The sequence below is a fragment of the Kitasatospora sp. NPDC001660 genome, from assembly GCF_053596725.1.
In genome coordinates, this window is sequence record NZ_JBSFGU010000006.1 from 241,985 (window position 1) to 265,932 (window position 23,948).

A 23,948-nucleotide genomic window follows, 5' to 3' on the forward strand; every position below is an offset into this window, starting at 1 on the left:
TCGGGCAGCCGACAGCATAGCGAGAATAGCTCATAGTTAGGCAAGCTAATAATGAGGGTTGCTCTATTCCTGCGCTCTGCGGACTCTGCGGCCGGCCGACCGCCCCTCCCTTCGCGTCAGTGCGTCCGGCCGGTCAGTCCGTCCGGTAGGTGCGCGCCGCCTTGGAGGAGAGCCCGCCCAGCTTTCCGGACGGCAGCACCCGGGCGAGCGCCACCGCGACCTTGTACCGCTTGCCCGGCACCGACACCGACCGGCCGCGCCCGAGGTCGCGCAGCGCCTCCTCCACGACCCGCTCGGCCGAGAGCCAGGACCAGGACGGGATGTTGCCCGTACCCATGCCGGCCCGCTGGTGGAACTCCGTCCGCGTGAAGCCCGGGCAGAGCGCCATCATCCGCACCCCGCTGCCACCGAGGTCGCGCAGCACCCCCTGGGTGAAGCTCACCACCCACGCCTTGCTCGCGCCGCACGTGCCGCGCGGCAGGAAGGCCGCCACGGAGGCGACGTTGACGATCGCGCCCCGGCCGCGGTCCCGCATCCCGGGCAGCGCGGCCGTCGTCAGCCGCAGGATCGCCTCGACGTGCACCTTCAGCATGTCCAGCTCGTCCCGGAGCGGGACGGTCAGGAAGGCGCCCCGGTTGCCGAAGCCCGCGTTGTTGACGAGCAGGTCCACCGGGCGGGCGGCATCGGCCAGCCGCGCCTCGACGGCGCCGATGCCCTCGTCGGTCGCGAGGTCGGCCGTCAGCACCTCCGTCTCCACGCCGTACTTCCCCTGGAGGTCAGCGGCGGTGCGCTCCAGGCGCTCGGTGTCCCGGGCCACCAGGACGAGCCGGTAGCCGCCGCGGGCGAGCCGGCGCGCGAACGCGGCTCCGATGCCGGCGGTAGCGCCGGTGATCAAGGCTGTGGTCATACCCCCGACCGTACCGACTCGCCGCAGCCGGGCCCACACCCAGCACAACGTCCCTGCTCAGCGGACTGCGGATGCAGGACCCCGGCCCGGCGGTTCCCAGGGGTCGGACGGGGGCATCGCCCAACCGGGTGATGCCATCCGCGCGAGTTCGCGGTCTCCTCGACTTCGCCCGACAGCAGGTGCGCGAGGGCGACCTGATGCACGAACAGCAGTTGCGCCACCTCACGATGACCGACCCACTGGAGACCTACGCCCACCTACTCCAACTCTCGCCGCAGACGGAGACCCTCGTCGCCGCGCTCGCCAACACCGGGCCGACGACGGACGGGCGATTCGTGCAGGCCGGGTGCGACGTGCCGACAGGGGCGGCTCACAGGCGATGAGCAGGCGCAACGAGGAATGGGGCGACCGACCACCAACAACCAACAGACAACAACTAACAGATGACAGATTTCGAACTCTGTCATCTGTTAGTTGTTAGCCGCTACCCGCCCCCACCCGGCACTCAGACCGCCACCGCCTTCGCCCGGTCGGCCGCGATGTGCAGGGCGAGGCCGCCGAGGACGCCGCCCATCGCGTAGCGCTGGATCCGGAGCCAGGCCGGGCGGCGGCCGAGGAAGGACGCGATGCTGCCCGCGCTCACCGCTATCAGCCCGTTGACGGTGACCGCCACGACGATCTGGGCCAGGCCGAGCACCAGGCTCTGGGCCGCGACGTGGCCGCGCTCCGGCTCCACGAACTGGGGCAACAGGGACAGGTACATGATGGCGATCTTGGGATTGAGCAGGCAGGTCAGGAAACCCATCGTGAACAGCTTGCGCGGCGAGTCGGGCGGCAGCTGCTGCGGCGCGAAGACCGGCGCGCCACCCGGCTTGACGGCCTTCCAGGCGAGCCACAGCAGATATCCGGCCCCGGCGAGCTTGATCGCCGTGTAGAGCGCCGGCACCACCGTGAACACGGCGGCGACGCCCACCGTCACGGCCCCGAGGTAGACCAGGAAGCCGGCCGCGACACCGACCAGCGACACCAGCCCGGCGCGACGCCCCTGGGCGATCGAGCGCGAGACCAGGTAGATCATGTTGGGCCCGGGGGTGAGCGCCATGCCCAGCGCCACGGCGGTGATTCCGAGCAGGGCGTGCGGGGCGACGGCGGGGATGAGCAGATCCATGCGAGGAGGCTAGGCCTCGCCGGCACCTCGATGCAATGATGACTTTGCACTCGGCGCAATCCAGGAGATCCCGCCGACCGACCCGAAGGGCCCGCCGATGGACGACTACCGGCTCATCGCCGACGAGATCGCCACCGCCATCACCGACGGACGGCTGCGGCCCGGCGAACAGCTCCCCACCCAGCGCGCCTTCGCACGTCGCCGCGGTATCGCCGCCTCGACAGCCGGACGCGTCTACCGGGAGCTGGCCCGGCGCGGGCTCACCACCGGCGAGGTCGGCCGCGGCACCTTCGTGCGGGCCGACCAGCGGGCGCCCGGCACACACGTCCCGCTGGCCGAACCGGCCGGCGCGCCCGTCGACTTGGAGCTCAACTACCCTGTCGTTCCCGAGCAGTCGACGCTGCTCGGCGCCGGCCTCGCGCCGATGCTGCGGGCGGACGCACTCGAGGCCGCGCTACGCCCGGTGGGCGCCGCCGGGACGGCCGCGGCCCGCCGCGCGTTCGCCCAGCTGGCGTCCGGGCCGCGCAACTCGCCTTCGTGGCGGGCACATCCCGAGGACGTGCTCTTCGCCGGCAACGGCCGGCAGGCAGCCGCTGGGGCACTCTCCGCGCTCGTACCGCCCGGCGGGCGAGTCGGCGTCGAAGCGCTCACGTACCCCGTGGTCAAGGCCGTCGCGCAGCGGCTGGGCATCACGCTCGTGCCGCTGGCCGTCGATGAGTCCGGCCTACGGCCCGGTGCCGTCGCCGCCGCACACCATGCCGCACCGCTCAGCGCCGTCTACCTCCAGCCCCGCGTGCAGAACCCGCTCGGCAGCAGTCTCCCGCCCGAGCGCCGGGCCGCCCTCGCGGACGAGCTCCGCCATCTCGACCTGCCAGTCGTCGAGGACGCGATCTGGTCCTTCCTGCGGCCCGACCTCGCACCCCTCGCAGCCCTGCTGCCGGAGCGCACGATCCTGGTCGACAGCGTCTCCAAGCGCCTGGCCCCGGGCCTGACCGCCGGGTTCGCCGTCGTGCCCGCCGTGTTCCGCGACCGGATGGCCGCCGCGCTGCGCTCCGGCGGCTGGACGCCCAGCGGGTTCGCGCTGGAGGCGGTCGTCCGCTGGATCGCGGACGGCGCCGTCGCGGCGGTCGAGGCGGCGAAGCGCGCGGACGCCACGGAGCGTCAGCTGCTGGCACGGGACCTGCTGGCGGGACAGCAGCTGCGTTCCGACCCGTGCTCGTACTACGTGTGGTGGGAGCTGCCACCGGCCTGGCGGGCGGAGACCTTCGTCGCGGCCGCGGCACGCGAGAGCATCGCGATCACGCCTGCCGCCGCCTTCGCCGTCGACCCCAGGGTCTCCCCGTCCGCCGTCCGGGTCGGCCTGGCCTCACCGCCGCTCCCGGTCCTGACCCACGCCTTGGTGGCGCTCGCCCGGATCGCGCGAAGCACGCCAGAGGAGCTGCACGAGTGACGGCGGACGGGCGACGGCGAACAGCTGACAGCTGACAGCTGACAGCTGACAGATTTCGAAATCTGTCAGCTGTCATCCGTCACTCCCCCGACCCCGCTCCCTCCTACGAGCCGACCGTCACCCGTCCGCCCGCGCACCGCTGTCGGTGCTGCGCGCCGCCGTGTCGGCCGCTCCGCCGGCGCCGACCGCACGGAGGCGGGAGGCCGCGGTCGCGGCGAGCTGCGGGGCCATCTTGGCCACGTCGCGGGAGCCCACCAACGCGATGAGGCTCGGCAGCAGCCAGCGGACCGGCTGCATGCCGCGCAGCCACGCCTGGGCGTAGACATGGGCGGAGCGGCGGGCGATGCCCGCCACGATCCGGTCCACGGCCGGCTCCAGCGGGTAGGTCTTGTTGGCCGGCCACGGCAGGCGGCTGCGCATCTGCTTGAGGACGGCGTCCTCGTCGGCGCCGCGCACCATGTCGGTGTCCGTCCAGCTCAGGTATCCCACACCGACCTTGACGCCCCGGTAGGCGACCTCGGCGCGGATCGAGTGGGCGAACGCCTCCACCCCCGACTTGCTCGCACAGTACGCGCTCATCAGCGGCGAGGGCGTCAGCGCGGCGAGCGAGGCGATCTGGAGCAGGTAGCCGCGACTCTCGGTGAGGGCGGGCAGGAAGGCTCGCGCGGTGGCCACGCTGCCGAGCAGGTTGACCTCGATCACCCGGCTGAACGCCCGGTGGTCGCTGTCCACCAGCGGGCCGCCGATGGCGATCCCCGCATTGGCGACGACGGTGTCGATCCGGCCGTAGTGCTCCTTGATCCGCCGGGCGGCGTCGGTGAGCGCGTCGAGGTCGGTGACGTCGACCTCCCACGTGGTCGCGGACGGGCCGCACTGGGCGGCGACGCCCTTGAGCTCAGCCGGTTCCAGCCCGAGCAGCGCGACCTTCGCCCCGCGCCGCGCGAGCTTGCGCGCGAGCGACGCGCCGACACCGCGGGCGGCCCCCGTGACGACGACGACCTGGGCGGACAGCGGCGGGATGGCGTTCATGCGACGACACTCCTCTCGGAGACGGAATCGGACGCGGCGCCAGAGACGGAGCCAACGGCGGAACCAGAGCCGGAACCAGCGACTGGGCCTCGCCCGGCGGCCAGGTGGGCCACGGCCATCCGGTGGATCTCGGCCGCGACCTCGACGGGCCGTTCCAGCGGCGACATGTGACCGACCCCAGGCAACAGCAGCAGCCCTTGTGGGTCCGCGAGTTCGGCGACGATTCGGTGGGCGTGCACTGGCGGGGTCAGCCGGTCCGCGGTGCCGACGATGACGGAGGTCGGCGCGGCAAGGCGGGCGAGCCCGGCGAAGACGTCCAGCCGTCCGAGGACACCGGCCCAGCGCGCCCGGACGGTCGTCGGGCAGGCGTGCACGATCCGGGCCATCGCCTCGACCCGTCCGGCCGCCGAATCGGGCCCCATCGTCGCGTACTTGAGCGCGACACGGCTGACCGCCGAGACCGGCCCGAGCGGCATCCGGGAGTAGAGCAGTCGGCGGTGCAGGAAGCTGCGCAGCCCGGCCGGGCGCAGCGACTCGGGCAGGACGGCGAGTTCGTCGAGCAGCCGACCGGGGCCGGTGGAGACGAGGACGGCGGCGGCGGTCCGCTCGGCGACCTCGGGGCGTCCGCCGGCGGCCATGATGGTCATCCCGCCCATGCTGTGCCCGGCGAGGACGGCCTGCTCCCCCGCCGGGACGGTCCGGACGAGTACGGCGGCCAGGTCCTCGGCGAGCGCCCGGGTGGAGTAGCGGGCCGCGCTCGGTGGGATCTCGCTGTGTCCGTGGCCGCGCTGGTCGTAGGCCACCACCCGGTAGCGGTCGGAGAGTTGGCGGATAACCGGGGCCCAGAAGGCGGTTGAACAGGCCCAGCCGTGGGCGAGCACGATGGTCGGCGCGCCCGGCTGCCCGTGGATCTCAACGTGCAGACGCATCCCGTCGGCGGAGCGGACGGCCAACTCGTCGACGGGCGTGGGCGGCACGCAGTCGGGAGACAGGTGCGGACTCACGCGGACACCCCCTGGACGGCCGATGCGGACGCAGTGGCCGGGGCCGGGGCCGTGCGCATGATGAGCTCGTACTCGCCGAGGTCGACCCTTCGGGTGGCACGGCGGAAGGCAGTGGTGGAGCCGGGCCACAGCACGGTGTTCTTGCCGTTCTGGTCCTGGTACCAGCTGCGGCAACCGCCGGTGGACCAGACGGTGCGGTCCATCCGGTGCTGGAGTTCGAGGTTCCACTGGCGCTGGGCGCGGACGGTCGGCTGCATGGCTGCGGCGCCGATCGAGTCGAGCGTGGTGAGCGCGTCGATGACGTAGTTGAGCTGGGACTCGATCATGAGGATCATCGAGCTGTTGCCGAGGCCGGTGTTGGGGCCGATCACGAAGAACAGGTTCGGGAAGCCGTGCACGGTCGAGCCGCGCAGCGCCTCCATGCCGTCCTTCCACTCCTCGGCGAGGCTGGTTCCGTTGGCCCCGAACACCCGTGCGCCGATGGGCATGTCGGTGACGTGGAAACCGGTGCCGAACACGATGGCGTCCACCTCGTGCTCGCTGCCGTCGGCCGCGACCACCGTGGAGCCGCGCACTTCGCGCAGGCCGGAGGCGACGACCTCGGTGTTGGCGGCGGCGAGCGCCGGGTAGTAGGTGTTGCTGAGCAGGATGCGCTTGCAGCCGATCCGGTAGTCCGGGGTGAGCTTGGCGCGCAGCGCCGGGTCGGCGACCCCTTGGGCTATGTGGCGTTCGGCGAGCCGCTGGACGGCGCGCAGGAGCCCGGGTCGGCGGACGAAGGCGTCGACCTGGATCTCGCGGAGCGCGAAGAGCGTCCCGCGGCGGACCTTGCCGGTCGCCGGGAACCGGCCGTGCAGCCACTTCTCCACCTGGGTGATCTCGCGGTCGCGGCGCGGCAGGACCCAGGCGGGCGTGCGCTGGAAGACCGTCAGTTTGCCGACCTGCGGCTGGATCGACGGGATGATCTGGGCGGCGGAGGCACCGGTGCCGACCATGGCGACGCGCCTGCCGGCCAGGTCGTAGTCGTGGTCCCAGCGGGAGGAGTGGAACACCTTGCCGGGGAAGCCGCTCAGACCGGGCAGGTCAGGGATCTGCGGGTCGGCGAGCGGTCCGGACGCCGAGACGACGGCGTCGGCGGTCCACTCTCCGGCCGAGGTGGTGATCCGCCAGCGCGCGTGCTCGGCCTCCCAACGGGCCTCCAGCACCTCCGCGTTGAAGCGCAGGTGGGGGCGGAGACGGAAGACGGTGGCGACCTTCTCCAGGTAGGCGCGGATGTCGGGCTGGCCGGAGAAGCTGCGCGGCCACTCCGGGTTGGGCGCGAAGGAGAAGGAGTAGAGGTGCGAGGGGACGTCGCAGGCGCACCCGGGGTAGCTGTTGTCGCGCCAGGTGCCGCCGATCGAGTCGGCGCGCTCCAGGACGACGAAGTCCGTGATCCCGGCCCGGCGCAGCCGGACGGCGGCGCCGAGGCCGCCGAAGCCGGCGCCGACGACCGCCACCCGCACGTGCGGGACGGCCCGGGCGGCGACGGCGGCGACCTCCGCAGCCTCGGTGGATGCGGACGCCTCGGGGGCAGCCTCTGCGGATGCGGACGCCTCGGGGGCGGCGGACGCGCCGGGACGGGGGCGCTTGCTGCTGGATGCCATGCGGCGTCCTCCTGAGGGTGGGGGCGGTGGTGTGCTCTCCGCCAAGAGGAACTCTCCCGGACGTTCTGCCCGGAATCCCGATAACCATGCCAGCAATCACTGGCATGGTTCGCAGGGTAGCCCCTACCGACAGCGGAGGGAAGAAGTCCGGCCACCCGGACTCCGGCGGCATCCCCAGCGGACGGTCCTATGCTGATCGCCGTGGACAAGGGCAGAGCTGCTGCGGACGACAGAAAACGCGAGTACCGGGTGGAGGAACTGGCCGAAGCGGCCGGCATCACCACCCGGACGCTGCGCTTCTACCGCGAGCGCAAACTGCTCCAACCGCCGCGCAAGGAGGGCCGGATCGCCTGGTACGGCGAGGAGCACCTGACCCGGCTCCGCATGATCGGCGAACTGCTCGACCGCGGACACACCCTCGGCGGCATCGCCGAGCTCATCGGCGCCGGCGAGAGCGGGCGGGACGTCGCCGAGCTGATCGGCCTGGAGGCGGCCATCGTCGCGCCCTGGTCGGACGAGACCCCGGTGCGCCTGACCTGGGACGAGCTCAAGGACACCTTCGGCGACCAGCTCACCGAGGAGAACACCGCCGAGTCCCTCGCCCAGGGCTACATCACCCTCACCGACGACGGCATCACCCACGTCAGCCGCCGCCTGATGGACGCCACGACGGCGCTGGTCGCTCAGGGCGTGCCACTGTCGGCCGTCCTGGACGCCAGCCGGCGCACGCAGGCGCACGTCGACGCCATCGCCGAAATCTTCATCGACGTGGTCACCGAGCACATCCTCGGCGCGCTGTCCGCCGACTCCCCGCTGCCGCCCGGCGAGGCCGCCCGGCTCACCGAACGCATCCTGCGGGTCCGGCCGCTGGCCCGGACGGTCGCGGACGCCCAGTTCGCGCTCGCGATGGACCGCCGGGTGCACGCCGAGTACGACGAACTGCTGCGCCACCGACGGGAGAACGGCGTCGAGAGCGGGGACGGCGACGAGGGCAGCGGCAAGGGCAGCAGCGAGGAAGGCGACTCCGAGGTGTAGCGCCCACACGCGACGGGCAGGCATTCCCGCACCCCGCCCGCTCGATGGCCCGCCACTGGAGGAACCGTCGACGCCCGGACACCTGACCCGCCGGGCCGCTCTCGACCTCACCTCCGGGCTCGCCCCGGGCCTCGCGCCGGCCGCTGCGGGTCCGGCGCTGCTTCGGCAGCGGGAAGTTCGGCCGGCACGCGGACACGGGGGCCGGCTTGATTTTCGACCGGACCCGGAAGGACCTCACGGGCGGCTGACGAACCGCGGCCAGTGGCCAGGGCAAACGGACGACGGACGACGGACGACGGCGAACAGATAACAGATTTCAACATCTGTCATCCGTTATCTGTTCGCCTCCGGTCCACCCACCCTCTGGCTACTCGTCCCAACCACCCCCCCACCCCCAACTCCACCAGGCGATCGATCGATTGCCCTCGCCCCGCCCGCACCCCTACCGTCTAGGCTCACCCGCAGGTCGCTGTCGCCTGGTCGGGCCGGAGACGGGAGGCGGGCGCCCGTACCTGTTCCGCAAAAGGAGACCCGCACCGTGTCCGTGGTCGTGAACTTCCGCATGGCGAAGCAGTTGACCGGCGGCCGGGTGCTGCTGTGGTCGCTGCTCGGCCGGCTGCCGAACGCGATGAGCCCGATCGGCACACTGCTGCTGGTCAGCCGGAACACCGGCAGCGTGTGGTCCGGTTCGCTGGTGGCCGGGGCACTGGCGGGCGGTCAGGCGATCGGCGGTCCGATCGTCGGCCGGCTGGCGGACCGGCGCGGGCAGCGGACGGTCGGGGCGGCCGCCGCCCTGGTCAACGCGGCGGCCCTGGTCGCCCTGGTCGCCACCTCCGAGCGCGGGCTCGCGCTCGGCTGGCAGCTCGCGCCCGCCGCGCTGACCGGCCTGTCGGTCCCGTTGGTCGGCCCGCTGTCACGCAGCCGATGGGTCCGACTGGCCTCCGGCGACCCGGCGCTGACCTCTGCCATGCTGTCGCTGGACGGGATCGTCGACGAGGTCGGTTTCACCGCCGGCCCGGCCCTCGTCGGCACGCTCGCCACCACCGTCTCCCCCGCCGCCGGGATGCTCACCGCGGCCGCGCTGTCCGGCATCTGCGCCAGCCTGTTCGCGCTGCACCCGACCGCCGCACCGGGCGTCCCGGCTCCGTCCCACGTCCAATCCCAGTCCGCCGGGCGGCTGTTGAGCACGCCGTACGTCCTCCTCATGGCCGGGATGGCACTGCTGGGCGCGTGCTTCGGCTCGGTCCAGGTCGGCATCACCGCCACCACCGAGGCACTGGGGCGGCCGGGCGCCGCCGGGCTGCTGTACGGCTTCCTGGGCTGCACCAGTTCCCTCGCCGGCGTCGCCACCGCCTCGCTGCCCGCCCGCTGGGGCCTGCCGCCGCGCCTGCGGGCGGGCACGGCCCTGCTGTTCGCCGCCTCGTGCGTCCTGCTCTTCGCGGACGGGAGCCTGGCGGCGCTCACCGCGGCCGTCGGGTTCCTCGGGGTCGCCGTCGCGCCGCAGATGATCACGATGTTCGGCCTGGTCGAGCGCACGGTGCCCGCGGCCCGCCTCGGCGAGGCGATGGCGGCGCTGGTCAGCGCGCTCATCCTGGCCCAGTCGGCGGGCACCTTCCTCAGCGGCTGGGCGGCCGACCACTTCACCCCGGGCGCCCCCTTCGCGGTCACGTCCGCGGCCGCGGCGACCACCCTCGTCCTCACCGCCTGCACCGCGACGGAGCGTCGCTACCGCCGCCGGCACACGCCGCCACAAGCGCCCGTTTCCGCGAAGGCCGCGTCACCCGCCGCATGAAGGACGGCGGGGGCGCGGTGGAAGTCCCACCGCCGCCCCCGCCGGGAACACCGCGTTCCCTCCTGCGTCACTGCACCACGGTCACCGCACCGAGGTCACCGCGCTCCCTGATGATGCGTCAGTTGACGTTCACCGCGGTCCACGTCGCCGCGACCGCGTTGTACTCGGCACTGCCCGAACCGTACAGGTCCGTCGCCGCGCTGAGGGTGGCCGCACGGGCACCCGCGTAGTCGGTGGTGGAGGTGAAGTAGGTGGTCAGCGCGCGGTACCAGATCTGGGCCGCCTTGTCGCGCCCGATGCCGGCGAGCGTCGAGCCGTCGTACGTCGGGCTGTTGTAGTCGAACCCGTTGATCGACTTCGCCCCGCTGCCCTCGGACAGCAGGTAGAAGAAGTGGTTCGCCACGCCCGACGAGTAGTGCACGTCGAGGTTGCCCACGTCCGCGGACCAGTAGTCGGCCGAGGAGCCGTCCTTGCTCGGCTGGTCCATGTAGCGCAGCGGGCTGCCGTCGCCGCGCAGGTTGACGAGCTCGCCGATCCAGTAGTTCGGCGGGTTCGAGGGCAGGTTGGCGTAGAACTCCACCATCGTGCCCATGATGTCGGAGGTGGCCTCGTTGAGGCCGCCGGACTCGCCCGAGTAGTTGAGCGCGGCGGTCGCGGCGGTGACGCCGTGCGTCATCTCGTGGCCGGCCACGTCGATCTCGGTGAGCGGGTGGCTATCGCCCTGGCCGTCGCCGTACGTCATGCAGAAGCAGTCGTCGCTCCAGAACGCGTTGACGTAGTTCGAGCCGTAGTGGACGCGGCTGGCGGCGCCGACGCCGTCGTTGCGGATGCCGTTGCGGCTGAAGGTGGTCTTGTAGAAGTCCCACGTGGTCGCGGCGCCGAACTGGGCGTCCACGGCGGCGGATTCGCGGTTGGCGGCGGTGCCGTCGCCGAAGCTGTTGGTGTTGTTGGCGAACAGCGAGCCGCTGCCGGCGGTGCCGTTGCTCATGTCGCTGGTGGACTGGCCGCCGCGCGAGTCGTCCTTCAGCTGGTACGAGCCGCCGCTCTGGGCGGTGTTGAGCGCGACGTTGCCGACGAAGACGCCGTTGCCGGTGCCCGCTGCCGTCTCGATCTTCTCGTGGGTGGACAGCACCTGGCCGGTGGCCGCGTCGGTGACCAGCACCTGGCGGCTCGGGGTGCCGTCGGCGCGGGTGCCCTCGACCTGGACCCGGTAGGCCAGGCGCGGGTTGCCGTCGGTCGCCCAGACGACCAGTTCGGCGGCACCGGCCTGGTGCACGTCGGCCATCGGGGACTCGTCGGAGTCCAGCGTGACACCCACGGTCGCACGGACCGCGCCGGCCGCGTTGTCGGCGGCCCGGTCGGCCGGGATCTTCGGGGTGAGGCTCGGCAGGCTGAGCCGGGCGGCGACCGCCTTGTTCACGGACTTGACCGAGCCGTCCTTGGCCTGGTGGACCACCAGGTCACCGCCGATGACGGGAAGGCCCGCGTAGGTCCGTTCGAAGCGGAGGTGGCGGGTGCCGTCGGCGTCGACCACCGCGTCCTTGGCGACCAGCTTCTCCTGGTCGCCCAGGGCCAGCTGCTCGGCCAGCGGCGCGGCCTCGCCGTTCGCCAGCGCGAGCACGGCGGCGTGCTGCCGGGCGGCCTGCGCCTGGAGCGCGGGGGTCGGGGCGGCCTGCGCGGCCGTGGTGCTCACCTGGATCACGCCGGTCAACAGGGCCGTGGCCGAGAGCACGGCGACGGCTGCGAGCTTTCGCTTCACGTACGAGTCCTTCCGGGAAACCGCGTCTGCGCGCGGTCGCACCGCGTCCCGGGGGCCGGGGTCGGCACCTGTGGGGCGGGACGGGCGCTGGCGTGCTGTGCCCCGTTGCGATGCGAACGGCAGGCCACCGAGGGGTGGGGGTGGGGGCTGCCGGCGGGGGGCTGACAAAAAGCATGACAACCCGACAGGAATTTTGACAGGTCTACTTCAGCAAGTGGCCAGGTCCCGCCAGTCGGACGGACGTTCAGAGACACGGACAAACCCGGGCGATTCACCCGCCCTTGCAGTGGGTTACCACCCGAACAATGCCTGTTGGCCTGCGCCGACACCGCACCGACTGCCCCGCGGCAGCGAGATGACAGGCCGTCGGCCGGGTTTTACACGCCTGTAAAACTTCCAATACGGAGCCTTGATGTCCGCTTGGCGAGGTCCCGCCACCGGCCGCGCTTGTTCGCGGTCGAGGCGTCTGCTAGCAACCGGGACTTCTGTGGTCGCCCGACTCCGTTGCGCAGTCGGCGAGTTGGGGATTGACGGACATCGCTTCCAATGGTCCGTACCAACGGGGGCGCCAGGGTGCCCGGAGGTTCCACTGCCCGGCCGGGTGTAGCGGCGCGGGGAGGTCCCGTCCGGTCACTCGGTCGGCGGGAGCGCGAACAGGTCCTGTTGCTCGGCGAGTTGAAAGAGGACGATGTCCTGCAAGGGCTGCGGGTCGTCGACGACGATCCGCTGGAGCTCGCCCGCCGGGGAGAGGCCGTCGGCGCGGTCGAGGACGCGGCGGCCGGGGAACGGCCCGCAAGCACCGGCCCCCGCGTCCCGCACACCGGGGACGAGGACACCGTCCCGGTCCAGCAGGACGGCGGCGGCCGCGGTCACGTCGCGGACGTGGCAGCGGGCGTCCTCCTCGGTCACGTCGGGGTACAGCTCGCGAAACGCCGCCCGGGCCGCGGCCAGGAAGCGCTCCGGGTCGACGACCACCACGTCCCGGCGGGTGCGCACGCTGATCGTCATCCCGGCCACGGGCGGCCGCCGGTCGTCGCCGTCCACGGCCTCAGCGCAACCGCCACTGCTGGGCCGGGTTGCTCGGGTCGCAGGCGACCATGGTCACGGCGCCGCCGACGCCGCTGGCGGTCATGCACGACTGGTTCATGTAGTCGGCCAGTGTGTACGTGCCCGGCGTCGACGCCCCGGTGAGGGTCCAGTTGGTCAGGAAGCTGGCCCAAGTCCCCAGCGTCACCTTGCCGTCCGTGGTCTGGACGAGGCGCGGACCGCCCTTGTTGCAGGCGTTGATCCCGTACCAGCCGCCCGGGCCGGGGGCGCGCACCCAGCCGTACTGGGAGGCCCCGCCGAGGACGATCGGGGTGTCGCCGTTGAGGGTGTCGCTCGCCATCCCGATCGGCACGCCGAACCTCTCGTTGACGATCGTCGACCAGCTGTCGCCGCCGCAGTCCGCGGGCCGGGCGGGCGTGTTGCCGCCGCCGGACGGCGAGCCGCCACCCGAGGGCGAGCCGCCGCTGCCGGCCGGAGGTTTGGGGTTGTTGGGGGGCGGCTGGTCGTTCGTACCGCCGCCCGCTCCCCCACCCCCGCCCGACGGGCTGGACTGGCCTCCCGGCGCTCCGCCGCCGGAGGCCGTCCCACCACCGCTCGACGGGTTGCCGCCGGTCGTACCGCCGTTGCCCCGGTTGCCCGAGGTGCCGGTGCCGCCCGTCCCCGCAACCGCCGCGCCGTTCCCGCCCGAGACGGGCGGCGGCGGAACCTGCTGCTGCGGCTGCGCCTGGGTGCCCTGCGGCTGGTTGGCGGCGGTCGAGGCGCCCGCCTGATCTGGCGGGGCCGGGGTGGCGGCGGGGGCCGTCGTGGCCGTGGTCGCCGGGGCTTCGGTGCCCGGCGTCACCGAGGCCGTCGCGACGGTCGGCTGCGCGCCGGGCGGTGTGTGCGCGTCCGCGCTGCCCGGCCCGCGGTCGATGAGCAGGACGGTCGCCGTGCCCATCGAGATGACGACCGGGATGATGACCGGCACCAGCAGCGCGCGCCGAGACCTCCGCCGGCCCGGCTCGGTGGCCTGCTGCGGGCCCACCTTCGCGACCTCGTCGGGCGCTGCGCCGCCGGTGTCCGGGCCCGCCTTGCCGTCCGCCTTGCCGCCTGCCTTGCCGCCTGCCTTGCCGCCTGCTTTGCCGGCCGAGTCCGCCATGTCGGCGTCCGCCGCAGCCGCGGCAGCAGCAACCGCGGCGGCCACGGCCGCGGCACGGGCCAACACCTCCTGCGGCACCACGTCCGCGCCCGGCGCGCCGATCGCCGACCGGGCCGCTGCGGCCATGGCGGCGGCGTCGGCGTAGCGGTCCTCGGGCTTCTTCGCGAGCGCCCTCGTCACGAGGAGGCGCACCGCGGGCGGGAAGGCGACGGGCAGCTCCGGCGCGGGATCGCGCACGTGCTTGAGCGCGACCTCCAGCACGCTCTCGCCCTCGAACGGCGGCCTGCCGGTGAGGAGTTCGTAGCCGACCACGCCGATCGAGTACAGGTCGGAGGCCGGGACGACGCCGCCCTTGCCCTCGGCCTGCTCGGGCGCCATGTACAGCGCGGTGCCGATGATCGCGTGCGAGGCGGTGATCTTGGTGCTGGCGATCGCGCGGGCGATGCCGAAGTCGGTGATGGTGACCCGGCCGTCGGCGCGCACCATCAGGTTGGACGGCTTGATGTCGCGGTGGACGATGCCCTGCCGGTGGGCCGCCTGCAGGGCGTCCAGCGCGGACGCGAGCAGGGTGAAGGCGCGCTCGGGGGCCATCGGACCGTCGGCGGCGAGGACCTGGTCGAGCGGGCGGCCCTCGATCAGCTCCATGACGATGTAGGCGCAGCGCTCCCCCTCGTCGTCGGCGCCGGGTCCTTCGCCGTCCGAACCGTCGGAGCCTCCGGAGCCGTCCGAACCGTCGGAGCCGCCCGAACCGCCCGAACCGTTCTCGCCGTAGTCGTACACGTCGACGATCCCGGGATGGTCGATCGCGGCAACCATCTGCGCCTCGCGCCGGAAGCGGCGGACGAACGTGCCGTCCTCGAACAGCGCCGAGTGCAGGACCTTGACGGCGACCTGGCGTGCCAGCACCGCGTCGTCGGCTCGCCAGACGGTGCCCATGCCCCCGCCGCCGATCCGCTCGGTGAGCGTGTACCGCCCGCCGAGCACGGCCCCCCGACCCGTCATCCCCTGCTCCCAGATGTCACGGCCCTCCCCAGCGGGCCTTCCGGCACACAGTGTGCCAGAGGGTGCCGCGCGCTCATCACCCGCCGTCCGGGCCGGTTTTGGCCGATTCCAGGGGCGTTTCGTGCACGCTCGGCATATCGGGACGCGCGGGTTGCTCCGGGAGCCACCGGGCGCACCGGGGCGGACCGGGGCGCACACGACGCCACGGCCACGCCCGGCGCACCGAGCCGCTCGATGCGCCGGGCGCGCCCTCCGACTCAGGCCCGTCCGGACTGCCGGGCGTGCTCGGCGACCTCCAGCACGGCCGCCGTGACGGCCCCGGGGTCGTCGACATGGATGGCGTGGCCGGCGCCGCGCACGACGATGTGGGTGCCGCGGGTCGCGCGCTCGGCGACGCGCGACTGCAGGATCGTCCAGCGGGTGCGCAGGACCGTCGGCAGGCCCTCGGTCGCGCTCAGGACGGCCACCGGCACGTCGGGCAGCCTCGCGGCGGAGCGGCGGCGCCGGACCTCGGACGCGGCGAGGGTCATCAGCCGGTTCTCGGCGACCGCGGCGTGCCACTGGTGGCGGCCCGGGCGGACGGCTCCGGCGCCGGGCGCGAGCGCCGACCGGAGCAGGCCGATCCGCACCATCGCGGCCTCGGCGGCGCGGACGGCCGGGGAGTGGAACTCCTCGTGCGCCGGGTCCACCAGCACCAGGCCCCCGACGAGCCCCGGCCGCTGCCAGCAGACGAGTTGGGCGAGCAGGCCGCCCCAGCCGTGCCCGGCGAGGACGCACGGTCCGTCGCCGAGGTGCTCCACCAGCGCGGCCAGGTCGGCGAGTTGGGTCTCCAAGGTGAGGCCCGCGTCAGGGTCGCTCGCCCCGAGGCCGGCCCGGTCGTACGCCACGACCCGTCCGTACCGGGCGAGTTCGGAAAGCACTGGCATCCAGGTGAGCGCCGACGCGCCGCTGCCGGCCACCAGGACGACGGTCGGACCGCCCCGGCCCGCCTCCGCCCAGCGCAACGCCCGTCCGCCGCGGTCGAGTTCGCCCCGGCGGATCTCGCCAGGGACGTTCTCCGACGCCGCCGACAGCGCCGTCGCGATGCCCGCGCGCCGCGCCCGCGAGGCCGTCCGCGTGCGCGCGGCCCCCTGGGTACGCGCAGCCCCCACAGTCATTTCGTGCACAGTCCGGTTCCCCCCTGGAACTCTGGAACGTGGATTGTCATGGCTCGCCACCCGCTCGCGCGGACCGCCCTGCGACCCCGGTTCTGCGGCGCCGGATGCGCGGGTCGGTCCTCTCCGCTCGGGCGGCGCCGGGCGCCTCCCCGGCCGCCCGTCCGTACGACGGCCCCGGTGGCCCGGACGGCGTGCGCCGCCGGACCCCGACCTTGGCCGCCCGGGCACACCGTAACCCGAACACTTCGTGTCCGTCGCGTGAGTAATGCGCAAAGAGAGGGTGCGAACAGCCCGGATCGGACATACGCGGCAACGGACCGTAGGCTCCGGGCATGCACAGCACCCTGACCGAGCACGCGCGGTGCCTCTACGGCGACGAGTACCGGCCGACGCCGACCACCGCGCCGCTCCCGTGCGCCGAACCGGACCACGACGAGGGCTACTTCATCGAGGAGCTGACCTTCGCGGACTCCGACGCGATCCTGGCCATGCTCCGCGAGCTCTGCCCGCACCTCTGCGACGGCTACCTGCCGGTGCGGATCCGCAACCTCGCGTACCGCCTGGTGCTCCTCCAGCGCCCGGACGAGCCGGACCTGCTGCGCGAGGCCGCGACGAGCCTGCTCTTCCACGGGCCGGACTGGGATCACATCGCGGCCGAACTGCAACGGCGGGCCGACGCGCTGGAGGAGTGCGCCGACGTGCCGGGGCCCCGGGCCGTCGCGCCCGACGATCACACCTGACGGCCCGGGAGGAGGCCGGGATCAGGCGGATCTCAGGCGAAGCTCAGGCTCGGGCGGGGCTCAGGCGGGGCTCAGGCGGGGAGCGTGCGCTTCAGCAGGTCGAGCAGCGCCTCCCAGTGCCGCGCGTCGCCGGCCTCGTGGTAGCGCGTGGTGTCGGCCTGCGTGTAGCCGTGCCGGGCGCCCTCGTACACCTCAGCCCGGAAGCGGACGCCGGCCCCGGTGAGCGCCTCGGCGAGGCGGGCGATCTGCTCGGGCGGCAGCGCCGGGTCCTCGTCGGCGTGGCCGAAGTACAGCTCGGCGGTGATCCGGTGGGCGCCGAGGTGCGGGCTGTCCGGCGTCTCGCGCGCGAGGTTCCCGCCGTGGAACCCCGCAGCGGCGGCGACCCGGTCCGGGTTGGTGGCGGCCATGCGCAGCGCGTGCACGGCGCCCCGGCAGTACCCGGTGAGCCCGACGGGGCCGTCCTGGACGAACGGGGACTCCTCGAGCCAGCGCAGGTAGGCGTCCGCGTCGCGCTCGTTCACCTCGGGGGTGAGGGTGTCGAGCAGCGGGCCGAGCTTGTCGAAGATGGCCGGGTCGTTGTCCGGGTCGATGACCTCGGGGTAGTCGATGACCGGCGCGCGCCCGTGCCGGTAGTAGGCGTTGGGAACGAGGACGGCGTACCCGGCCCCGGCGAGCCGGTCGGCCTGGGCCATCAGGTGGGGCCGGAGCCCGAAGGCGTCCATGTGGATGATGACGGCCGGGTGGGCCCGTCCGTCGCCGGGGTGGACGAAGTAGGCGTCAGCGACGCCGTCCGCCGTCGGGATGTCCACGGTGGTGCCAAGCACGGTCATGGTGATCACTCTCTGTTCCCTCGGTCGTTCCCGCTCTCGGGTTCGGGCGGCAGGGTAACCGGTGGCCCGGGTTTCCGCCCGCGGGCTCCGGCCGCCGGCCGTTCCGGCGGCCCCCTTTCCGGGCGGCGGGCCGGGCGGGAACGCCCCTGCGAGCTGAGCGCGTTGATTCGACATGGGAATGATCGTGGGGACGGCGGCACTGGTGGCCGCGATCGCGGGGCTGGTGCTGCTGGCGGCGTGGCAGATCCGGGGCGAGGCGGCGCCTCGACGTGGCTCGAAGTCAGGCGCCGGGGGCAAGGGCGGCAGTGCCGGTGGCGGGTTCGGCCCGGGCCTCGCCGGCATGGAGGAACTGCACGCGCTCTTCAGCTCCGGCAAGCAGGTGCAGATCGAGCAGCGTCGGGAGCAACTGGCGCTGCGTGACGACGCGCAGGCCGGGGCGCCGCCGCACTTCGGCGTGGACCTGGAGGCGGGCGTGGCGGTGCTCCGGGGCATGCCGACGGCCCCGGGCGCGGCGCCGGTGGGCGGCACGGCGGGCCTGGATGCCCTGGCGGCCCCGGGCGGGGACCGGCCGCCCGGTCAGGCGCCCCAGGTGCGGGAGCAGAGCACCAGCCGGTAGCCGTCCGGGTCGGCTATCGTCACGCCGTGCACGTCCCAGTAGGGGTTGTTGGCCGCGACCCGGGTGCCGCCGGCGGCCTCCAGCCGGGCGACGAGCGCGTCGTCCACGGGCGTGCCGAGGTAGACGACGAACAGGTCGTCGACGGTCGGGGCGGGTTCCAGCGGGTGTTCCGGGTCACGGGTGAGCTCGAAGTGCCAGCCGCCGCCCGGCGGGCCGACCATCAGCAGGTCGTGCTCCCCAAGGACGCGCTCGGTGGTGCGCCAGAGCACGTCGAGGCCGAGGCCGCCGGCGTAGAAGCGCTCGGCCGCCGCGAGGTCCCGGGAGGGGCGGGCGATCCGCACCCGCGTCGTCGCATCGATGATCATGCGTGCGAACGTAGCAGGTGCCACTGACACAGCCACCGCGACGGGCGCACCGCGACGGACGGTGCGTCAGAGCCTAGACACGCGTTCCTCGTCCGAGGTGCGCGGGCAGGTCAGACAGGCGACGGCGTCCGGCGCGACGGCGTAGTAGAGGCAGCACCCGAGCCGCGTCCGGGTGGTATGACACCGGCCGTCGGGGGTGTGCAGGCGGCGGAAGTCGGCCGCGCCGGGGAGCGGGAGGGTGCCGCCGGGCAGGACGGCCTCGGCAGCGGCGACCGCCGCGTCCTCCTCGCCGAGCATCCGGCCGAGGTGCCAGATCGCCGAGGCCAGGTCGTCGGTCACCATGCCCCAAAGCGCGCGGTCCCGGCGGCGGGTGGGCCCGGCGAAGGCGGCGACCAGTGGTTCGGCGTGGGCCACGACGGCGGCGCGCAGCTCGGCCCGGAGCTCGTCCTCACCGAGCCGTTCGCCGCCCGGGGGGCGCTCCGGGATCCCCCCGGGAAGGCCGGCATACCCGCGCGGGCGTAGCGCGAGGTCGCCGGTTGGGGCGTGCAGCCAGAGGTCGGCGGGGTCGATGCGCGGGACGCGCCGGGCGAGGTGCCAGGGGCCGGCGATGAGCAGGCAGGCGGACCACAGGTAGTGGTGCAGCAGGCGCGACGCGGTGACGTGTGGCCGGACGGCGCGGCCGTGGCGCTCGGCGATGCGGGCCTCCTCGCCGGCCAGTGCGGCGGCCAGGGCCCGTTCGCCGCCAGCCAGTTGGGCGCCGGAGTACCAGTCGCCAGCGTCTGACGGGTCGGGGTCGGCCGGGTCGAGCACACGCAGGCCGAGCACGGGGCAGAGGTCGCGCAGGCGCCGGTAGTCCGCGGAGAGCACTGATGGCGTGGATGGCACGGACGACACGGACGGCGCCGCGGGCATGGGTGGTCCGGGGATCATCGAAACTCCCGAGCTCTGCTTCCCGAGGTCGAATAAGGTGAGGCTCACCTTACATACATTCAGACAGTCCGCGACACGCCGCTCCGGGCCACCCGCGACCCGCCCAGAGCGCCCGAAGCGGCCCTCCACCGCACCCCGTGTGCGACATGCCCGAATTGTCAACGGTTGACGAACTTAGGTAAAGCTAACCTAAGATATCGACTCGTGTTGAGAACCGACCCACCGACCGCCACGGCCCCGGCGACGCCCCGGCGCCCGGCGCTCCGGCAGCCCCTGCTGCTGGCCGCCGGCCTGTGCACGCTCGTACTGTGCGCCGCGCTGAGCCTCGCGCTCGGCTCCCGCTCCATCCCGCTGTCCACCGTGGCCGACGCCCTGACCGGCACCGTCCACGGCGGCGACGCCGACGTGGTGACGGGCCTTCGGGTCCCGCGCACGCTCATCGGGCTGGCGGTCGGGGCGGCACTCGGCGTGGCCGGGGCGGTCGCCCAGGGCGTCACCCGCAACCCGCTGGCCTCACCGGTCACCCTCGGCATCAACGCGGGCGCGAGCCTCGCCGTGGTCGCCGCGATCTACGCGCTCGACCTCGCCCGACCCGCCCAGTACGTCTGGTTCGCCTTCGCCGGCGCCGCCGTCGCCGCCGTCGCCGCGTACGCGATGGCTCGGCGCGGCGGGGACCTCGACCCGGTCCGGCTCGCCCTCGGCGGCACGGTGCTCACCGTCGTGCTCACCTCGTGGACCTCCGCACTGATGCTGGCCAGTCACCGCACCCTGGACGAGGCCAGGTTCTGGCTGGCCGGCTCGATCGCCGGGCGGCAGTTGGACACCCTCACCCCCGCCCTGCCCTTCCTCGTGGTCGGCCTGCTGGGCGCGTTCGCGATCTCGCCCGCGCTCAACGCGCTGGCGCTCGGCGACGAGGCCGCCCAGGCGCTCGGCGTGCCGGTGGCCCGGATCCGGATGGCCGGCGGGCTCGCCGTCGTCCTGCTGGCGGGCGGCGCGGTCGCCGTCGCCGGACCGGTGGCGTTCATCGGGCTCGCGGCGCCGCACCTGGTCCGCCCGCTCCTCGGCAACGACCACCGCTGGCTGCTGCCCGGCTGCCTGATCGCCGGTCCGCTGCTCCTGCTCGCCGCCGACGTGCTCGGGCGGCTCGTGGTCCGCCCGTCCGAGATCGAGGTCGGCATCGTCACCGCCTTCCTCGGCGCACCGCTGCTCGCGGTGCTGGCGCGGAGGGTGGCCCGGTGATCGCGCTCGCCGCCACCCCGACGCGCGCACTCGCCCGCCGCCGCGTGCGGACCGCCGCCTGGTCGGTGCTGGCCGCAGCCCTGCTCGTACTCCTGACCGGCGTCGCCCTCGGCACCGGGCAGGTCAGCATCTCCGCGTGGAACGCGCTGCGCGCACTCGTCGGCCAGGGCGCGCCCGGGGACGTCCTCGTCGTGCAGGAGTTCCGGGCACCGCGCGTCGTGTCCGCGCTGATCGCGGGCGCCGGGCTGGCTATGGCCGGCTCGGTGCTCCAGCGCCTCTTCCGCAACCCGCTGGCCTCCCCCGACACCATCGGCGTCACCGGCGGCGCGTCCTTCGGCGCGGTGCTGATGCTCGCCACCGGCGCCTCGCAGCAGCTGATCCCGCTCGCCGCGCTCGGCGGCGGCCTGCTCGCAGCGCTCCTGCTCGGCGGCTTCGCCTGGCGCTCCAGGATGGCCGTGACCCGCCTGGTCCTGGTCGGCCTGGCGGTCCAGCAGGGCCTCGCCGCCGCCGTGAACCTGATGATCGTACGGTTCCCTGCCGAGCTCGCCTCCTCCGCGATGCAGTGGACCACCGGCTCCCTCTACGGCCGCACCTGGACCGAGGTGTCGATCGGCGGCACCGCCATCGGGCTCACCTCCGCCGCCGTCGTGCTCAGCCGGCGGCGCGTCGCCGTCCTCGACCTCGGCGACGACTCCGCCGGCGGCCTCGGGCTCAACCCCGGCCGCGACCGCATGTGGCTGCTGCTGCTCACCATCACCCTCGCCTCGCTCGCCGCCGCCCTCACCGGGCCGGTCGCCTTCGTCGCCCTCGCCGTCCCGCACCTGGTCCGGCTGCTCGCCGGTCCGCCCACCCTCGGCACGCTCGGCCTCACCGCCCTCACCGGCGCCGTCCTGCTGCTCGGCGCCGACCTCCTCGTGCTCCACGTGATCCCCGTCCACGGCCTGCCGGTCGGTGCCGTCACCGCCACCCTCGGCGCGCCCTGGCTCCTGGTGCTGATGATCCGCCAGGGCCGGCTTCCCCAGAGGAGCAGCTGATGACCGCCTCCGACCCGAACCGCCTCGCCACCCACGGACTCGACCTGCGCTACGGCGACCGTGTGATCGTCGACGGGCTCGACCTCGAACTGCCCGGCGGCGCGGTCACCGCCATCGTCGGCCCGAACGCGTGCGGCAAGTCCACCCTGCTGCGCGGACTCGTGCGCCTCCTCGACCCGGCGGCCGGGACCGTCACCCTCGACGGCTCCGACATCCACCGGATGCCCTCCCGGGCACTCGCCAAGCGGCTCGGCCTCCTGCCGCAGCAGCCGCTCACGCCCGAGGCGATCACCGTCGAGTCGCTCGTGCGGCTGGGCCGGTACCCGCACCAGCGGATGCTCAGCCCGTGGTCCAAGGCCGACCAGGCCGCCGTCGAGGACGCCCTCGCCCGCACCGGCACCGCCGAACTGCGCGACCAGCAGGTCGACCGGCTCTCCGGCGGGCAGCGCCAGCGCGCCTGGATCGCGCTCGCGCTCGCCCAGGACACCGACCTGCTGCTCCTCGACGAACCGACAACCTTCCTCGACCTGCGCCACCAGCTCGACGTCCTCGACCTCGTCGCCGACCTGCACGAGGAGGCCGGGCGCACCGTGGTGATGGTGCTGCACGACCTCGGGCAGGCCGCCCGGTACGCCGACCACCTCGTCGTCCTCAAGGACGGGCGACTCGCGGCGGCCGGGGCGCCGTCGGAGGTGCTGACGGCCGAGCTGGTGGAGGCCGTCTTCCAGGTGCCGTGCCAGGTGGTGCCCGACCCGGAGACGGGCACGCCGCTCGTCGTGCCGCGGGCGCGGGCGCGGGCGCGGGCGCGGACCCGCGCCTCCGCGGAGGTCTGAACTCCGCTACGCGCCTCGTCTTTCGGTCCTCTTCTCCCGTCCCCCGTTCCCCTCCCGTTCTCTTCCCCGTTCTCTGCTCAACCCGATCCAAGGAACTCCGATGAACCGCCGACTCCCCGCCGCCGTCCTCGCCGCCACGCTCTCCACCGTGCTGCTCGCCGCCTGCGGCAGCAGCGAGGACGGCTCCAAGGCGGGTGGCGACTCCGCCTCCGTGTCCGCGTCCTCCGGCACCGCCGCGGGCTTCCCGCGCAGCGTCAAGCACGCGGCCGGCACCGCCGAGATCAAGAGCGAGCCCAAGCGCGTCGTGGTACTGGACAGCGGCGAGCTGGACGACGTCACGCTGCTCGGCATCACGCCGGTCGGCGCCGTCTCCCCGCACATGAAGACCGAGGGCGGCTTCCCGAACTACCTCGCGGACAAGATCAAGGACACCAAGGACGTCGGCCCGATGAACGAGCCGAACCTGGAGCTGATCGCCTCCCTCAAGCCCGACCTGATCCTGTCCTCCAAGGTCCGCCACGCCAAGGTCTACGACCAGCTGAACGCGATCGCGCCGACCGTGCTCGCCGAGACCACCGGCTTCCCGTGGAAGGAGAACCTCGCCCTCTACGCCCAGGCCCTCGGCAAGGAGGACGAGGCGAAGAAGGCGCTCGCCGACTACGAGGCGCGGGCGAAGAAGCTGGGCGAGGAGATCAAGGCGAAGAACGGCGGCGCGATGCCGACCGCGTCGGTGGTCCGCTTCGTGCCCGGCCCGACCCGTCTGTACGCGAAGTCCTCCTACAGCGGCGTCGTGCTCAAGGACGTCGGCCTGGCCCGCCCGGCCTCGCAGGACGTCGACAAGAACATCGTCGAGGTGAGCGCCGAGCAGATCAACCAGGCCGACGCGGACCTGGTGTTCGTCACGACGGCCGACGACCCGTCGAAGACCAAGGAGGGCGAGGTCCAGCAGACCCCGGTCTGGCAGGGCCTGAACGCCGTGAAGAACAACAAGGTGTTCACCGTCCCGGACGAGACCTGGATGTCCGGCATCGGCGTCCAGGCCGCCGACGCGATGCTCGTCGACATCGCCAAGGCCATGGGCGTCGAGACCCCGAAGTAGCCGCCGACCGGCCGGCCCTGGGCACAGGGCCGGCCCGACGGCAGCGGACAGCGGGCAGGTGACAGATAACAGCGAACAGATAACAGATTTCGAAATCTGTTATCTGTTACTCGCCGGCTGTCACTCGTCGACCG

At 73.4% G+C, this 23,948-nt stretch carries 22 protein-coding genes; 10 read left to right on the plus strand and 12 right to left on the minus strand.

Features of this window, described 5'->3' with window-relative positions; all coding sequences use genetic code 11:
* Positions 1-133: 133 nt before the first annotated feature.
* A complete protein-coding gene (locus ACWCXH_RS09620; protein ID WP_449800801.1) occupies positions 134-907 on the minus strand; it encodes an SDR family NAD(P)-dependent oxidoreductase in 774 nt (257 codons plus the stop codon).
* A 131-nt stretch (positions 908-1,038) separates the two neighbouring features.
* Here ACWCXH_RS09620 and ACWCXH_RS09625 point away from each other — a divergent pair, with 131 nt between their 5' ends.
* Positions 1,039-1,290 (plus strand): hypothetical protein, encoded by a 252-nt coding sequence (locus ACWCXH_RS09625; protein ID WP_449800802.1) that lies wholly within the window; start codon positions 1,039-1,041, stop codon positions 1,288-1,290.
* A 122-nt stretch (positions 1,291-1,412) separates the two neighbouring features.
* Here the strand turns inward: ACWCXH_RS09625 and ACWCXH_RS09630 are convergent, their stop codons facing one another.
* On the minus strand, positions 1,413-2,075 hold the full coding sequence (locus ACWCXH_RS09630) for a LysE family translocator (protein ID WP_449800803.1): 663 nt from the start codon (positions 2,073-2,075) through the stop codon (positions 1,413-1,415).
* A gap of 97 nt (positions 2,076-2,172) precedes the next feature.
* Between ACWCXH_RS09630 and ACWCXH_RS09635 the strand changes: the two genes are divergently transcribed.
* On the plus strand, positions 2,173-3,525 hold the full coding sequence (locus tag ACWCXH_RS09635) for an aminotransferase-like domain-containing protein (RefSeq protein ID WP_449800804.1): 1,353 nt from the start codon (positions 2,173-2,175) through the stop codon (positions 3,523-3,525).
* A gap of 117 nt (positions 3,526-3,642) precedes the next feature.
* Here the strand turns inward: ACWCXH_RS09635 and ACWCXH_RS09640 are convergent, their stop codons facing one another.
* The 3 genes from ACWCXH_RS09640 to ACWCXH_RS09650 all read right to left on the minus strand — a co-directional run bounded on the left by ACWCXH_RS09640 (position 3,643) and on the right by ACWCXH_RS09650 (position 7,198).
* On the minus strand, positions 3,643-4,554 hold the full coding sequence (locus tag ACWCXH_RS09640; protein WP_449800805.1) for an SDR family oxidoreductase: 912 nt from the start codon (positions 4,552-4,554) through the stop codon (positions 3,643-3,645).
* A complete protein-coding gene (locus ACWCXH_RS09645; RefSeq protein ID WP_449800891.1) occupies positions 4,551-5,483 on the minus strand; it encodes an alpha/beta fold hydrolase in 933 nt (310 codons plus the stop codon). The genes ACWCXH_RS09640 and ACWCXH_RS09645 overlap by 4 nt, the downstream gene beginning before the upstream one ends.
* 71 nt (positions 5,484-5,554) lie before the next feature.
* The gene (locus tag ACWCXH_RS09650; protein WP_449800806.1) at positions 5,555-7,198 is read right to left on the minus strand and encodes a flavin-containing monooxygenase; all 1,644 of its coding nucleotides are present in this window, start codon (positions 7,196-7,198) and stop codon (positions 5,555-5,557) included.
* Between the two features lie 189 nt (positions 7,199-7,387).
* On the opposite strand from ACWCXH_RS09650, the gene ACWCXH_RS09655 reads away from it, so the two are divergent.
* Positions 7,388-8,233 (plus strand): MerR family transcriptional regulator, encoded by an 846-nt coding sequence (locus tag ACWCXH_RS09655; protein ID WP_449800807.1) that lies wholly within the window; start codon positions 7,388-7,390, stop codon positions 8,231-8,233.
* A gap of 538 nt (positions 8,234-8,771) precedes the next feature.
* Positions 8,772-10,025 (plus strand): MFS transporter, encoded by a 1,254-nt coding sequence (locus ACWCXH_RS09660; RefSeq protein ID WP_449800808.1) that lies wholly within the window; start codon positions 8,772-8,774, stop codon positions 10,023-10,025.
* A 118-nt stretch (positions 10,026-10,143) separates the two neighbouring features.
* Here ACWCXH_RS09660 and ACWCXH_RS09665 read toward each other — a convergent pair whose 3' ends face one another.
* The 4 genes from ACWCXH_RS09665 to ACWCXH_RS09680 form a co-directional block, all read right to left on the minus strand.
* A complete protein-coding gene (locus ACWCXH_RS09665) occupies positions 10,144-11,784 on the minus strand; it encodes a M4 family metallopeptidase (RefSeq protein WP_449800809.1) in 1,641 nt (546 codons plus the stop codon).
* Between the two features lie 630 nt (positions 11,785-12,414).
* Complete coding sequence (locus ACWCXH_RS09670; protein WP_449800810.1) at positions 12,415-12,828, minus strand: hypothetical protein; 414 nt, start codon at positions 12,826-12,828, stop codon at positions 12,415-12,417.
* Positions 12,829-12,832: 4 nt separating this feature from the next.
* Positions 12,833-14,971: a protein kinase domain-containing protein gene (locus ACWCXH_RS09675; protein ID WP_449800811.1), complete on the minus strand. Its 2,139-nt coding sequence runs from the start codon at positions 14,969-14,971 to the stop codon at positions 12,833-12,835.
* Between the two features lie 257 nt (positions 14,972-15,228).
* On the minus strand, positions 15,229-16,128 hold the full coding sequence (locus ACWCXH_RS09680; RefSeq protein ID WP_449800812.1) for an alpha/beta fold hydrolase: 900 nt from the start codon (positions 16,126-16,128) through the stop codon (positions 15,229-15,231).
* Positions 16,129-16,460: 332 nt separating this feature from the next.
* Between ACWCXH_RS09680 and ACWCXH_RS09685 the strand changes: the two genes are divergently transcribed.
* A complete protein-coding gene (locus ACWCXH_RS09685; RefSeq protein ID WP_449800813.1) occupies positions 16,461-16,868 on the plus strand; it encodes a hypothetical protein in 408 nt (135 codons plus the stop codon).
* 71 nt (positions 16,869-16,939) lie between these two features.
* Here the strand turns inward: ACWCXH_RS09685 and ACWCXH_RS09690 are convergent, their stop codons facing one another.
* Positions 16,940-17,698 (minus strand): dienelactone hydrolase family protein, encoded by a 759-nt coding sequence (locus ACWCXH_RS09690; protein ID WP_449800814.1) that lies wholly within the window; start codon positions 17,696-17,698, stop codon positions 16,940-16,942.
* Between the two features lie 172 nt (positions 17,699-17,870).
* Between ACWCXH_RS09690 and ACWCXH_RS09695 the strand changes: the two genes are divergently transcribed.
* Positions 17,871-18,314, plus strand: a complete 444-nt coding sequence (locus ACWCXH_RS09695) for a DUF6191 domain-containing protein (protein ID WP_449800815.1) — start codon at positions 17,871-17,873, stop codon at positions 18,312-18,314.
* On the opposite strand, the gene ACWCXH_RS09700 is transcribed toward ACWCXH_RS09695, so the two are convergent.
* Positions 18,275-18,679: a VOC family protein gene (locus ACWCXH_RS09700; RefSeq protein WP_449800816.1), complete on the minus strand. Its 405-nt coding sequence runs from the start codon at positions 18,677-18,679 to the stop codon at positions 18,275-18,277. The two genes, ACWCXH_RS09695 and ACWCXH_RS09700, sit on opposite strands and share 40 nt — an antisense overlap.
* Before the next feature lie 66 nt (positions 18,680-18,745).
* Positions 18,746-19,546, minus strand: a complete 801-nt coding sequence (locus ACWCXH_RS09705) for a (2Fe-2S)-binding protein (protein ID WP_449800817.1) — start codon at positions 19,544-19,546, stop codon at positions 18,746-18,748.
* 336 nt (positions 19,547-19,882) lie between these two features.
* Here ACWCXH_RS09705 and ACWCXH_RS09710 point away from each other — a divergent pair, with 336 nt between their 5' ends.
* The 4 genes from ACWCXH_RS09710 (at position 19,883) to ACWCXH_RS09725 (ending at position 23,814) form a co-directional block, all read left to right on the plus strand.
* Complete coding sequence (locus ACWCXH_RS09710; protein ID WP_449800892.1) at positions 19,883-20,848, plus strand: FecCD family ABC transporter permease; 966 nt, start codon at positions 19,883-19,885, stop codon at positions 20,846-20,848.
* Positions 20,845-21,882, plus strand: coding sequence for a FecCD family ABC transporter permease (locus tag ACWCXH_RS09715; protein ID WP_449800818.1), 1,038 nt, complete (start codon positions 20,845-20,847; stop codon positions 21,880-21,882). Before ACWCXH_RS09710 ends, ACWCXH_RS09715 begins: the two co-directional genes overlap by 4 nt.
* Positions 21,882-22,715: an ABC transporter ATP-binding protein gene (locus ACWCXH_RS09720; RefSeq protein ID WP_449800819.1), complete on the plus strand. Its 834-nt coding sequence runs from the start codon at positions 21,882-21,884 to the stop codon at positions 22,713-22,715. The genes ACWCXH_RS09715 and ACWCXH_RS09720 overlap by 1 nt, the downstream gene beginning before the upstream one ends.
* A gap of 100 nt (positions 22,716-22,815) precedes the next feature.
* A complete protein-coding gene (locus tag ACWCXH_RS09725) occupies positions 22,816-23,814 on the plus strand; it encodes an ABC transporter substrate-binding protein (protein ID WP_449800820.1) in 999 nt (332 codons plus the stop codon).
* The last annotated feature ends 134 nt before the right edge of the window (positions 23,815-23,948 follow it).